This is a genomic window from Mesocryomonas fontinalis (assembly GCF_055730125.2).
In genome coordinates, this window is sequence record NZ_JBUZWG020000002.1 from 400,573 (window position 1) to 413,905 (window position 13,333).

General features: G+C 64.1%; 13 protein-coding genes. All 13 read right to left on the minus strand.

All coding sequences use genetic code 11. The annotated features are described in order from the left end of the window. Position 1: 1 nt before the first annotated feature. Positions 2 to 1,444, minus strand: a complete 1,443-nt coding sequence (gene nuoN / locus ACZL02_RS06975; protein WP_472937872.1) for an NADH-quinone oxidoreductase subunit NuoN — start codon at positions 1,442 to 1,444, stop codon at positions 2 to 4. A gap of 12 nt (positions 1,445 to 1,456) precedes the next feature. Beyond that, positions 1,457 to 2,968: an NADH-quinone oxidoreductase subunit M gene (locus ACZL02_RS06980; protein WP_472937873.1), complete on the minus strand. Its 1,512-nt coding sequence runs from the start codon at positions 2,966 to 2,968 to the stop codon at positions 1,457 to 1,459. Continuing rightward, on the minus strand, positions 2,968 to 4,989 hold the full coding sequence (gene nuoL, locus ACZL02_RS06985) for an NADH-quinone oxidoreductase subunit L (protein WP_472937874.1): 2,022 nt from the start codon (positions 4,987 to 4,989) through the stop codon (positions 2,968 to 2,970). Before nuoL ends, ACZL02_RS06980 begins: the two co-directional genes overlap by 1 nt. Positions 4,990 to 4,995: 6 nt before the next feature. After that, entirely contained in the window at positions 4,996 to 5,304 is a 309-nt protein-coding gene (gene nuoK / locus ACZL02_RS06990; protein WP_472933529.1) for an NADH-quinone oxidoreductase subunit NuoK, read from the minus strand. Positions 5,305 to 5,329: 25 nt separating this feature from the next. Continuing rightward, a complete protein-coding gene (locus ACZL02_RS06995) occupies positions 5,330 to 5,944 on the minus strand; it encodes an NADH-quinone oxidoreductase subunit J (protein ID WP_472938150.1) in 615 nt (204 codons plus the stop codon). A 118-nt stretch (positions 5,945 to 6,062) separates the two neighbouring features. Then, positions 6,063 to 6,554: an NADH-quinone oxidoreductase subunit NuoI gene (nuoI, locus tag ACZL02_RS07000; RefSeq protein WP_472933530.1), complete on the minus strand. Its 492-nt coding sequence runs from the start codon at positions 6,552 to 6,554 to the stop codon at positions 6,063 to 6,065. Positions 6,555 to 6,557: 3 nt separating this feature from the next. Further along, a complete protein-coding gene (locus ACZL02_RS07005; RefSeq protein ID WP_472937875.1) occupies positions 6,558 to 6,773 on the minus strand; it encodes a hypothetical protein in 216 nt (71 codons plus the stop codon). Next, positions 6,773 to 7,822 carry an NADH-quinone oxidoreductase subunit NuoH gene (nuoH, locus tag ACZL02_RS07010; RefSeq protein WP_472937876.1) on the minus strand — a complete coding sequence of 350 codons (1,050 nt, stop codon included), beginning with the start codon at positions 7,820 to 7,822 and terminating at the stop codon, positions 6,773 to 6,775. The genes ACZL02_RS07005 and nuoH overlap by 1 nt, the downstream gene beginning before the upstream one ends. 11 nt (positions 7,823 to 7,833) lie before the next feature. After that, on the minus strand, positions 7,834 to 9,909 hold the full coding sequence (nuoG, locus tag ACZL02_RS07015) for an NADH-quinone oxidoreductase subunit NuoG (protein WP_472937877.1): 2,076 nt from the start codon (positions 9,907 to 9,909) through the stop codon (positions 7,834 to 7,836). 1 nt (position 9,910) lies between these two features. Further along, complete coding sequence (locus ACZL02_RS07020) at positions 9,911 to 10,225, minus strand: pentapeptide repeat-containing protein (RefSeq protein ID WP_472937878.1); 315 nt, start codon at positions 10,223 to 10,225, stop codon at positions 9,911 to 9,913. Positions 10,226 to 10,227: 2 nt separating this feature from the next. Next, complete coding sequence (gene nuoF, locus ACZL02_RS07025; protein ID WP_472937879.1) at positions 10,228 to 11,541, minus strand: NADH-quinone oxidoreductase subunit NuoF; 1,314 nt, start codon at positions 11,539 to 11,541, stop codon at positions 10,228 to 10,230. 27 nt (positions 11,542 to 11,568) lie between these two features. Continuing rightward, on the minus strand, positions 11,569 to 12,606 hold the full coding sequence (gene nuoE / locus ACZL02_RS07030) for an NADH-quinone oxidoreductase subunit NuoE (RefSeq protein WP_472937880.1): 1,038 nt from the start codon (positions 12,604 to 12,606) through the stop codon (positions 11,569 to 11,571). Between the two features lie 127 nt (positions 12,607 to 12,733). Further along, complete coding sequence (locus tag ACZL02_RS07035; protein WP_496258418.1) at positions 12,734 to 13,300, minus strand: Uma2 family endonuclease; 567 nt, start codon at positions 13,298 to 13,300, stop codon at positions 12,734 to 12,736. Between the last annotated feature and the right edge of the window lie 33 nt (positions 13,301 to 13,333).

Consider the following 13,333-nt stretch of genomic DNA (forward strand, 5'->3'; position numbering starts at 1 on the left):
GTCAGAAGAACGTCCCCGCAGCCGCCGTCGCCGCCGCCAGAAGAGAGGGTCCGACGACGATGTAGAGCGGGAAGACGAAGAGTGCCGACACCAGGAGGACGGCGCGCAGCTCGATCGTCATCGGAACGAAGCCTTCTGCCGGCTCGTCGAACCACATCACCTTCACGATGCGCAGGTAATAGAACAGGCTGACCGTCGACGCGACGACGCCGATCACCGCGAGCGGCACCAGTCCGGCGCCGACAGCCGCCATGAAGACGTAGTACTTACCGACGAAACCGACGAGCGGCGGCAAGCCGGCGAGCGACAGCATCAGCGCGGTCAGTCCCAGCGCCATCATCGGGTTGGTCCGCGACAGGCCGGCAAGCTCCTGGATCTCTTCGACCATGCCGTTCTTCCGGCGCATCGCGAGAATGACGGCGAACGTGCCGAGGGTCATCGCCATGTAGGTCGCCATGTAGATCACGACGCCGCGCACGCCGAGCGCGTCGCCGGCGGCGAGGCCCACCAGTGCATAGCCCATGTGGCCGATCGATGAATAGGCCATCAGCCGCTTGATGTTTCGCTGGCCGATCGCCGCGAACGCACCGAAAACCATCGAGGCGATCGAGATGAAGACGATGACCTGGCGCCAATCACCAGTGTAGGGGCCGAAACCCTGGATGGTAAAGCGCGTCAGCAGCGCCATCGCCGCAACCTTCGGCGCCGCCGCGAAGAACGCCGTCACCGGTGTCGGTGCGCCCTCGTAGACGTCCGGTGTCCACATGTGGAACGGCACGGCCGAAATCTTGAAGGCAAGGCCCGAGATCACGAAGACGAGGCCGACGACGAGACCGAAGGAACGGCCCTCGGCCGACAGTGCCGCGGCGATCTGCTGGAAGCCGATCTGGCCGGTGAAGCCGTAGACCATCGACGCGCCGTAGAGCAGCATGCCCGAGGAGAGCGCGCCGAGGATGAAGTATTTCAGGCCCGCCTCGGTGGACCGCACATTGTCGCGGTTGAACGCAGCGATGACGTAGAGCGCGAGCGACTGCAGCTCGAGGCCCATATAGAGGGCGATGAGGTCACCGGCCGAGACCATCAGCATCATGCCGACGGTGGCAAGGATGATCAGCACGGGGAACTCAAAGCGGTCGAGACGATCGCTGCCGGCAAAGCCGACCGACATCACGACGGCGGCGGCCGAGCCGATCAGCACCAGAACCTTCATGAAGCGCGCGAACGGATCGAGCACGAACGAGCCGCCGAAAGCCACGCCATTCGGCGCGACGAAGATCAGCCAGAGCGCCGAGACGAGCAGCAGCACGACAGCCAGCTTGGTGATCAGCCGGGCACTCTTCTCGCCGATGAAGACGCCGAGCATCAGGAGAGCCATCGCACCCACCGCGAGGATCATCTCGGGGCCGATCATCGGCAGGCTGGCGGAGAGGAAATCGGGTGTCATCATCGTCTCCGGCTACTGCGCCAGCGCGAGGGAATGGGCCGCCTCGATCGCAGCGGTGTAGTTCGACACCAGCGCGTCGACCGAGGCTGCGGTCGCATGGAACACCGGCATCGGATAGACGCCGTAGAAGATCGTCAGCACCACCAGCGGGTAGAGCAGGATCTTCTCGCGGCGCGACAGATCGAGGATGTCCTTGAGGTTGTCCTTGACCAGTTCGCCGAAGATCACCCGGCGGTAGAGCCACAGCGCGTAGCAGGCCGACCAGATGACGCCCGTCGTCGCGAAGATCGCGACCCAGGTGTTGGCGCGGTAGGCGCCCAGCATGGTCAGGAACTCGCCGACGAAGCCCGAGGTGCCGGGCAGGCCGACATTCGCCATGGTGAAGATCAGGAACACCGTCGCGTATTTCGGCATACGGCTGACGAGACCGCCATAGGCGGAGATCTCGCGGGTGTGCATGCGGTCGTAGACCACGCCGACGCAGAGGAAGAGCGCGCCGGAGACGAGACCGTGCGAGAGCATCTGGAAGATTGCCCCCTGCACGCCCTGATCACTGCCGGAGAAGATGCCCATGGTGACGAAGCCCATGTGCGCCACCGAGGAATAGGCGATGACCTTCTTGATGTCGTCCTGCATCAGCGCGACCAGCGACGTGTAGATGATCGCCACTACCGACAGCGTGAACACCAGCGGCGCGAAATCCGCGGAGGCCAAAGGGAACATCGGCAGCGAGAAGCGCAGGAAGCCATATCCGCCAAGCTTCAGGAGGATGCCGGCAAGGATCACCGAGCCTGCAGTAGGCGCCTCGACGTGCGCGTCCGGCAGCCAGGTATGGACCGGCCACATCGGCATCTTCACCGCGAAGGACGCGAAGAAGGCCAGCCAGAGCCAGGTCTGCATCGAGGCCGGGAAGTTGTAGGCCAGGAGATCCGGAATCTGCGTCGTGCCGGCGGTGAACGACATCGCCATGATGGCGACGAGCATCAGCACCGAGCCGAGGAAGGTGTAGAGGAAGAACTTGTAGCTGGCGTAGACGCGCCGCTTCCCGCCCCAGACGCCGATGATGAGGAACATCGGGATCAGCGAGCCTTCGAAGAAGACGTAGAACAGGACGATATCGAGCGCACAGAACACGCCGACGACCAGCGTCTCGAGCAGCAGGAACGCGATCATGTATTCCTTGACGCGGGTCTGGATGGTCTCCCAGCTCGCGAGGATACAGATCGGCATCAGGAAGGTCGTAAGGATCACGAACAGCATCGAGATGCCGTCGATACCCATGTGGTAGCTGATGCCGCCATCGCCGAGCCACTGCACCTGCTCGACCATCTGGAAGCCGGTCACGGTGTAGTCGAAGTCGATCCAGATGAGGAGCGACAGCAGGAAGACGAAGACGCTGGTGATCAGCGCGATGTTGCGCACGTTGCGGCGTGCGAGCTCGTTGTCGTCCTTGACCAGCATGATCAGGATGACGCCGACCAGCGGCAGGAAGGTAACGGCGGAGAGGATCGGCCAACCGGTCATCAGCTTGCTCCTCCGACCATCATCCAGGTGACGAGGACCGCGACGCCGATCATCATGGCGAAGGCGTAGTGATAGAGGTAGCCGCTCTGCAGCTTGACCGCGCGACCGGTCACGTCGAGCACGCGGGCGGAGATCGCATTGGGGCCGAAGCCGTCGATGATCTTCACGTCGCCGGTCTTCCAGAGGAAGCGACCGACGCGCTTGGCGGTTCGGACGAACAGGAAGTCGTAGAGCTCGTCGAAATACCACTTGTTGAGCAGGAAGGCGTAGAGGCCGCGGTGCGTCTCAGCGATCTTCTTCGGCGTGCCGGGCGAGCGGATGTAGAACTGCCACGCCAGCGCGAACCCGACGACCATGGCGACGAACGGCGACGCGACCACCCAACCGGGCACCTCGTGACGGTCGTGAAGGATGTGGTTCTCCGGTCCCGAGAACAGCGCGGTGCGCCAGAACTCGTTGTAGCCCTCGCCGAGGAAGTACGGCTCGAACACAATGCCGGCCAGCAGTGCGCCGGCGGCCAGGATGAACAGCGGCACCAGCATGACCATCGGCGACTCGTGCACGTGGTGCATGACCTCGTGCGACGCCCGCGGCTTTCCGTGGAAGGTGAGTAAGATCAGGCGCCACGAGTAGAAGCTGGTCATCAACGCGGCGATCACCGTCATGCCGAAGGCGTAGCCGGCAAAGGCGTTGTGGCCGGCGAAGGCGCTTTCGATGATCGCATCCTTCGAGAAGTAGCCGGCAGTGAACGGAAAGCCCGTCAGCGCCAACGTGCCGATCACCATCATCCAGTAGGTCTTCGGGATGTACTTCCGAAGGCCGCCCATGTGGCGCATGTCCTGCTCGCCGTCGACGGCATGGATCACCGAGCCGGCGCCGAGGAACAGCAGAGCCTTGAAGAAGGCGTGCGTGAAGAGGTGGAAGACTGCGGCACCATAGGCACCGACGCCGAGCGCGACGAACATGTAGCCGAGCTGCGAGCAGGTGGAATAGGCGATGACGCGCTTGATGTCGTTCTGCACGAGACCGATCGTCGCCGCGAAGAACGCCGTCGTCGCGCCGATGAAGGTCACGAACGTCAGTGCCGAATGCGACAGCTCGAACAGCGGCGACATGCGCGCCAGCATGAAGACGCCGGCGGTGACCATCGTCGCGGCATGGATCAGCGCGGAGACCGGGGTCGGGCCTTCCATCGCGTCCGGCAGCCAGGTGTGCAGGCCGAGCTGGGCCGACTTGCCCATCGCGCCCATGAACAGCAGCAGGCAGATGACGGTCATCGCACCACCGGTCGTCAGCGAGTAGCCGGCGAAGGTGAAGATCGCATGCGACATCGCGTTGGCGGCCGGCTCGGCCGTTGCGGCGGCAGCCTCGGCACCGTGCGCGGCGCCGGCACCCAGCTGGGCAGCCATGTCCGCAGCGCCGGCGAAGATGGTGTCGAGGTTGACCGAGCCGAACATCACGAAGATCGCGAAGATGCCAAGCGCAAAGCCGAAGTCACCGACGCGGTTGACGATGAAGGCCTTCATCGCCGCTGCAGAGGCGGACGGCTTCTTGTACCAGAAACCGATGAGCAGATAAGAGGCGAGACCGACGCCCTCCCAGCCGAAGAACATCTGTACGAGGTTGTTCGACGTCACCAGCATCAGCATGGCGAAGGTGAAGAGCGACAGGTAGGCGAAGAACCGCGGCCGGTGCGGGTCGTGGTGCATGTAGCCGATGGAATAGACGTGAACGAGCGAGGAGACGGTGTTCACCACCACCAGCATGACCAGCGTCAGCCGGTCGATCCGCAGCGACCAGGACACGTCGAGCGTGCCGGACTGGATGAACTGCAACAGCGGGACACGCAGCGTCTCGCCCTCGCCGAAGCCGAACAAGATGAAGGCGATCCAGGACAGGATGGCCGAAACGATGAGAAGGCCGGAGGTCGTGTACTCGGACGCCTTGGCGCCCATCTGATTGCCGAACAGTCCGACGATCAGGAAGCCGACCAGCGGCAGGAGGACGATCGCTTGATACATCGACGATCAGCCTTTCATCGTGTTGACGTCTTCGACCGCGATCGAGCCGCGGTTCCGGAAGAAGACGACGAGAATTGCAAGGCCGATGGCCGCTTCCGCAGCCGCGACCGTGAGAATGAACAGCGCGAAGACCTGGCCGACGAGATCGTTCAGGAAGGCCGAGAACGCCACGAGGTTGAGGTTCACCGAGAGCAGGATGAGCTCGATCGACATCAGGATGGTGATGACGTTCTTCCGGTTGAGGAAGATGCCGAAGACGCCCGTCACGAAGAGGATGGCACCGACGGTGAGGTAATGGCCGAGACTGACTTCCATGTTCTTTATCCTTGCCCCGACGACATCAGATGCCCTGCCCGCTCTTGACCTTGCGGATCTCGATCGCGGTTTCCGGCGTGCGTGCCACCTGCTCCGGGATCGACTGGCGGCGGATGCCCACCTTGTGGCGCAGCGTCAGGACGATCGCCCCGATCATCGCGACAAACAGGATCAGGCCGGCGATCTGGAAGAAGTAAACGTAGCGTGTGTAGAGGATGAAGCCGAGCGCCTCGATGTTCGAGGTCGTGGCAAGCGCCGGCGTCGGGTAGGCGGTCGCCGTGGCGAGCGTCGGCGAATAGACGTTGCCGGTCACCGCGATGACGAGTTCCGCCAGCAGCACGATGCCGATGATCGCACCGATCGGCGCGTAGTCGAGGGCGCCGCGCTTCAAGGCGACGAAGTCGACGTCGAGCATCATGACGACGAACAGGAAGAGCACCGCCACCGCGCCGACATAGACGACGATGAGGATCAGCGCGAGAAACTCAGCGCCGGTCAGGAGGAACAGTCCCGCCGCGGCGACGAAGGTCAGAATCAGGAACAGGACCGAATGCACCGGATTGCGCGACAGCACCACCATGATGGCGGCGCCGATGGTCACGGCGGCGAAGACGTAGAAGAAAAGTGCCTGCAGGCCCAGCATCGTCGGGCTCCTTGTCGTCGTTCGCCAAAGGCTTTTGCCGCTGGCCGTCTTGCGTGTCTGTCGATGTCGGGGATTCGGAAAAGGCTCGAAGCGCCCTTCCCGTCACCGCCCCGGATTAGCGGTACGGCGCGTCGAGCGCAATATTGCGCGCGAGTTCCCGCTCCCAGCGATCGCCGTTCGCGAGGAGCTTGTCCTTGTCGTAGTAGAGCTCTTCGCGGGTCTCGGTCGAGAACTCGAAGTTCGGCCCCTCGACGATGGCGTCGACCGGGCAGGCTTCCTGGCAGAAGCCGCAGTAGATGCACTTCACCATGTCGATGTCGTAGCGCACCGTGCGGCGGGTGCCGTCGTTGCGGCGCGGGCCGGCCTCGATGGTGATGGCCTGCGCCGGGCAGATCGCCTCGCAAAGCTTGCAGGCGATGCAGCGCTCTTCGCCATTGGGGTAGCGGCGCAGCGCATGCTCGCCGCGGAACCGCGGGCTCTGCGGGTTTTTCTCGAACGGATAGTTGATGGTCGCCTTCGGCGCGAAAAAATAGCGCATCGACATCACGAACGCCTTGGCGAACTCGACGAGGAACAGCGACTTGATGGTCTGGGTGACGGCGGTCATGGATCAGCCCCCAAGGCTTGAAGCGGACAGGCTCTCCGCCACGATCGGGCCGACGAACCAGCCGACGATCGGGAAGACGAAGAGCGACATGATGCGGATGAGCTTCAGCGGCCCGGACGCGGCGGCGCGCGCATTGGCACGGCCTGCAGCCCCGAGGACCACAAAGTCGGCGACACCGACCAGCAGACCGACGATGGCGCCGATGACGGCGGCGCTCATCACGCCGGACCCCAGCCCGTGAGCTTCAACACGAAGGCGACGATCACCACCATGCCGAGCGAGATCGGCAGGAAGACCTTCCAGCCCAGCCGCATCAGCTGGTCGTAGCGGTAGCGCGGCACGAAGGCCTTGACCATCGCGAACATGAAAAACACCAGCGCCACCTTGGCGAGGAACCAGATGATGCCCGGGACCCAGGTGAACGGCGCGAAAGCGAAGGGTGGCAGCCAGCCGCCGAGGAACAGGATCGTCGTCAGGCAGCACATCAGGGTGATGGCGGCATACTCGCCGAGCATGAACATCATGTACGGGGTCGAGCCATACTCGACCATGAAGCCGGCGACGAGCTCGGACTCAGCTTCCGGCAGATCGAAGGGCGGCCGGTTCGTCTCGGCGAGGGCCGAGATGAAGAAGATGATGAACATCGGGAACAGCGACAGCCAGTGCCAGTCGAGAAACGTGTTCGGCAGACCGAGCATGGTCCCGACGCCGTCACGCTGGACGAGAACGATGTCGGTGAGGTTCAGCGAGCCGACACAGAGCAGCACGGTGACGATGACGAAGCCGATCGAGACCTCGTACGACACCATCTGCGCGGCCGAGCGAAGCGCGCCGAGGAAGGCGTACTTCGAGTTCGACGCCCAGCCGCCCATGATCACGCCGTAGACCTCGAGCGAGGAGATGGCGAAGATATAGAGGATGCCGATGTTGATGTCGGCGATCACCCAGCCGTCGGCGACCGGCACGACGGCGAAAGTCGCCAGCGCCAGCGTCACCGCGACGAGCGGCGCCAAGAGGAAGACCGCCTTGTCGGCCGAGGCCGGGATGACCGGCTCCTTCAGGACGAACTTCAGGAGATCGGCGAAGGACTGGAACAGTCCCCAGGGACCGACGACGTTCGGACCGCGGCGCATCTGCACCGCCGCCCAGATCTTGCGATCGGCGAGGAGGATGTAGGCGATGAGCACCAGGAGGACGACGAGGAACAGGAGGCACTGCGCGATGATGACGATCGCGGGCCAGGCGTAGACGGAGAAGAAGTCAGTCATGGTCCCTCTCCCTATTCCGCGGCTTGCAGGTGTTCGGCATGCGCGAGCTGCGAGCACTCCGCCATCACCTTGGAGGCGCGGGCGATCGGGTTGGTCAGATAGAAATCCCCGGTGCCGGACACGAAGGACGGGCCGGACAGGGTTTCGGCTCGGTCGGCGAGCGTCGTGATCACCGATGCGTCGGCAGCGACCACCGCGTTCGAACGCAGATGCGCGTGGCTCCGGTAAAGATCAGCGCGGAGTGCCGAAAGCGAGTCGAACGGAAGTGTCTTGCCGAGAACCGCCGACAGCGCCCGCAGGATCGCCCAGTCTTCACGCGCGTCGCCGGGCGGGAAGGCTGCACGGCTGCCGGTCTGCGCCCTGCCCTCGACATTGACCCAGGTGCCCGACTTCTCGGTATAGGCCGCGGCCGGCAGGATGACGTCGGCGCGGTGAGCGCCCTTGTCGCCATGCGTGCCGATGTAGACGACGAATGGACCTGCCGCGATGTCGATCTCGTCGGCACCGAGGTTGAAAAGCACGTCGACGCCGCCCTTGGCCATCTCGGCCGCGGTCTGGCCGCCCTCGCTTGGCACGAAGCCGATGTCGAGGCCGCCGACGCGCGACGCCGCGTTGTGCAGGACGTTGAAGCCGTTCCAGCCCTCGCCGATTGCACCGATTTCGCGGGCGAGCGCCGCCACTGCCGCCAGCACGGCTGCGCCGTTACTGCCGGTGATCGCCCCTTGGCCGACGATGATCATCGGCTTCTTGGCCGCCATCAACGCCTCGTAGAATCCGCGATTGGCGCCCTCGATGTTCGACAGCGTGTCCGGCCCGGCGCCGAGATAGACGGCGTCGTAGCGGAGGTCGATCTTCTCGCCGATCATGCCGATCGGGAAGCCGCCCATCCGCCAGCGCTTGCGGATCCGGGCGTTGAGCACCGATGCCTCGTAGCGCGGGTTGGCGCCGATGATCAGCAGTGCGTCGGCATCCTCGATACCGGCGATCGTCGTGTTGAAGATGTACGACGCGCGGCCGTCGGCCGGGTCGAGCGCGGCGCCATCCTGGCGGCAGTCCATGCTGGACGAGCCGAGTTCGCCCATCAGCCGCTTCAACGCCCACATGTCCTCGACGGAGGCGAGATCACCGGCGATCGCGCCGACCTTGGCACCGGTGGTGGCGGAAACCTTGGCCTTGATCGCCGCGAACGCATCCGTCCAGGAGGCGGCCACAAGGCGGCCGTCCTTGCGGACATAAGGCTTGTCGAGGCGCTGGGTGCGCAAACCGTCCCAGACGAAGCGGGTCTTGTCGGAGATCCACTCCTCGTTGATGGACTCGTTGATGCGCGGCAGAATGCGCATCACTTCGCGGCCACGTGTGTCGACGCGGATCGCCGAGCCGACGGCATCCATCACGTCGATGCTCTCGGTCTTAGTCAGCTCCCAAGGGCGCGCCTGGAAGGCGTAGGGGCGCGAGGTCAGCGCGCCGACCGGGCAAAGGTCTATGACGTTGCCCTGCAGCTCGGACGTCATCGCGTTCTCGAGATAGGTGGTGATCTCGGCGTCCTCGCCGCGGCCGATCAGGCCGAGCTCGGAAATGCCGGCGACCTCGGTGGTGAAGCGGACGCAGCGCGTGCAGTGAATGCAGCGCGTCATGATCGTCTTGACCAGCGGGCCGATGTACTTGTCCTCGACGGCGCGCTTGTTCTCGCGGTAGCGCGAGTTGTCGGCACCGAAGGCCATGGCCTGGTCCTGCAGGTCGCACTCGCCGGCCTGGTCGCAGATCGGGCAATCCAGCGGGTGGTTGATCAGCAGGAATTCCATCACGCCCTCGCGGGCCTTCTTCACCATCGGCGTGTTGGTGAAGATTTCCGGGCTTTCGCCGTTCGGGCCCGGGCGCAGATCGCGCACGTTCATGGCGCAGGATGCCGCCGGCTTCGGCGGTCCACCCTTCACCTCGATCAGGCACATGCGGCAGTTGCCGGCGATCGACAGACGCTCGTGGAAACAGAAACGCGGGATCTCCACGCCAGCCTCTTCGGCGGCCTGCAGCAGCGTGTAGTGATCCGGGACGTCGATCTCGGTGCCGTCGACTCGAAGTTTGGCCATGTCAGTTGCCTCGTAGGTCTTTTGCCGCAGCGTATGCGGCGAAAAGCTCGGCGACGCCGATCCCGTTGATCGTCATGCCATCGGTGTTGACGTTCTCGAAGGCGGCGTCGGTGAAGTTGGCATTCTTGAACCGCGACTCGGTCATGTCGACATCTGAGAACAGCGTGCCGGCCAGATCGGCATTGGTGATCTCGGCGCCGGACAGGTCGACGTTCTCGAACCGGGCTTCCGAAAGGTCCGCATCGGCAAACGCGGAATGCGAGATGTCGGCCTTCGAGACCGTCAGGACGTCGGCGCGGCCGATGATCTCGGTCATCGCTATTCCGCCGCTTCGAGGATCAGCGGGCGGTTCAGCCCCGGCGCCTTGTTGGCGGAGAACTCGTCGATGCGGCGCTCCACCTCGGCGCGGAAATGGCGCATCAGGCCCTGAATCGGCCAGGCCGCAGCATCGCCCAGCGCGCAGATGGTATGACCCTCGACCTGCTTGGTAATGTCGAGCAGCATGTCGATCTCGCGCTTCTCGGCATTGCCGACGACCATGCGCTCCATCAGACGCCACATCCAGCCGGTGCCCTCGCGGCAAGGCGTGCACTGGCCGCAGCTCTCATGCTTGTAGAAGTAGCTGAGGCGGGCGATAGCGCGAACGATGTCAGTCGACTTGTCCATCACGATGACGGCCGCCGTGCCGAGGGAGGTCTTGATCTCCTTCAGCCCGTCGAAGTCCATCTTGCAGTCGATGATATCTGCCGCCGGCACCAGCGGCACTGAGGAACCGCCGGGGATGACGGCGAGCAGATTGTCCCAGCCGCCACGAACGCCACCGCAATGGGTGTCGATCAGCTCGCGGAAGGTGATGCCCATCTCTTCTTCCACGGTGCACGGCTTGTTGACGTGGCCGGAAATGCAGAAAAGCTTGGTGCCGGTGTTGTTGGCGCGGCCGAGCGCACCGAACCAGGCGCCACCGCGGCGCAGGATGGTCGGCGCGACGGCGATGGACTCGACGTTGTTGACGGTCGTCGGGCAGCCGTAGAGGCCCATGTTGGCGGGGAACGGCGGCTTCAGCCGCGGCTGACCCTTCTTGCCCTCGAGGCTTTCGAGCAGCGCGGTTTCCTCACCGCAGATGTAGGCGCCGGCGCCGTGGTGGACGTAGATGTCGTAGTCCCAGCCGGAGCCGTTGTCCTTGCCGAGCTTGCCAGCCTGGTACAGCTCGTCGATCGCCAGCTGCAGCGCCTCGCGCTCGCGCACGTACTCGCCGCGAACGTAGATGTAGCAGACATGTGCACCCATCGCGAAACCGGCGATCACGCAGCCTTCCAGCAGCGTGAACGGGTCGTTCCGCATGATGTCGCGGTCCTTGCAGGTGCCCGGCTCCGACTCGTCCGCATTGACGACGAGGTAGTGCGGACGACCGTCCGACTCCTTCGGCATGAACGACCATTTGAGCCCGGTCGGGAAACCGGCGCCACCACGACCACGAAGGCCCGAAGCCTTCATCTCGTTGATGATCCAGTCGCGGCCCTTGCCGATCAGCTCGGCCGTGTCGGTGAAGTGCCCGCGCGACATCGCGCCTTTCAGGCTCTTGTCCTTCACGCCGTAGATGTTGGTGAAGATGCGATCCTTGTCCTGAAGCATCTCAGACTCCCCGTCCTGTCGCCCGCATCACTTGGCCTTGTCCGGCGCCGGCGAAGCGTCATCGCTGGTGCGTGCGCCTTCCGTCGGCGCTTCGGCATCGTTGCGCTTCTTTGCAAAAGGCGCTGCTGCCGACTGGCCTGGCTCCAGACTGCCCTTTTCCGACGCCTCGGTCGTCGCCGCCTTGGTGGCGTCGTCTTCCTTGTCGCCCGCACCCGTCGGACCGCCCTCGGAACCGCCGGTCTTTCCGGCGCCTGGCACATGCGCGCCCTTGGCGGGATCGATGCTCTCGGCCGTCTCGACCGACTGCGGGACGTTGTTCTGGCTGGCCTTGCCCGGGGCTGCGATGCTCGGATCGGTCTCCGGCGCATGCGTCGTCGGACGACCTGCGTTCGACGGCACCGTCTCGCCGGAGGCGCCTGTCTCCCGGCCGCCATCCCGAGCTGCCGCGCCTTGCGGCGCTTCCTCGGACGTCAGCGACGTCAGACCGCCTTCGGGCGCCGACAGATGCCGATCGATCTGCGGACCGACCTTGACGGCCTCGTCGCGCTCGAACGCATCGATCATCTGCTCCAGCCGCTCCGGCGTCAGGTCCTCGTAGGTGTCCTTGAACACCATGACCATCGGCGCGTTGACGCAGGCACCAAGGCACTCGACCTCTTCCCACGACAGCGTGCCGGAAGCATTGAGATGGAACTGGTCGTGATGGATCTTCGACTGGCAGACGCGCTTCAGCTCGTCCGATCCCCGCAGCATGCAGGGCGTAGTGCCGCAGACCTGGATGTGCGCCTTCGTCCCCACCGGCTTCAGCTGGAACTGGGTGTAGAAGGTCGCAACCTCGAGCACCCGAATCAGCGGCATGCTCAGCATGCCGGCGATATGCTCGATCGCGGGCTTGGAGACCCAGCCGTCCTGATCCTGAGCCCGCATCAACAGCGGAATCACGGCAGACTGCTGGCGCCCCTCCGGATACTTATGGATCGTGTCTTCCGCCCAGGTCGAATTATCGGCCGAAAAGGCGAAGCTGGCGGGCTGGACACTGTCTTCCGCGAGACGTCTGACTGACATCGGACCTCGGCTTTTTGGTTTGTTTCTAAACGCGATGTTGCGGCGCGTTCTAACATACGCGCCGCAAAAGGCCAGTGGCCGAAAGCCGCAGCATCGGGCTATCGGAAATCAATTGTCGGACTTATCGTCACGGGTCTGCGAACAGGCTCTCGACGGTCAGCTCCATGCCCGGTGGCGTCAGCAGGATCGTGCTGCCGGCCCCGAGCAATCGGGTGGTGATCTCGCCGTCCGCCGAGTCCCGCCGGTGATGGATCACCCGGCGGTCGTCGTAGACGATGAGGTAGTGCAGGATCGATTGCACCGAGAAGTAATCGATCAGCTTTCGGTCGACATCCGTCCGAACGCTGGAGGGCGAGATGACCTCGACCACGACGACCGGGTTCGGGACATAGGTCTTGTTGGGGTCGTAAGGACCGCACTGCACCAGAGCGTCCGGTTCGCGCACCGTCCTATCGTTGACTTTGACGCTGACCCCATCGGGAAAAGCGCGGCAATCGAGACCGCCTGCCTGGATCGCCCGGCGCAACGCGAGCCAGATGTTCGCCTTGCGCTCGGCATGACTGACCCGTTCCGACTGGAGACGGACGGCGTCCCCTTCGATGAGCTCATAGCGTTCGCCCTCGCCCCAGCTCTCGGACCAGGTAAAGAATTCGTCCGCACTCATCGCGGCTGTTCTGGCGGCTTCGGCGCTCATGCCTTCACCTTATCACATCCAGAGCCAGCCAAA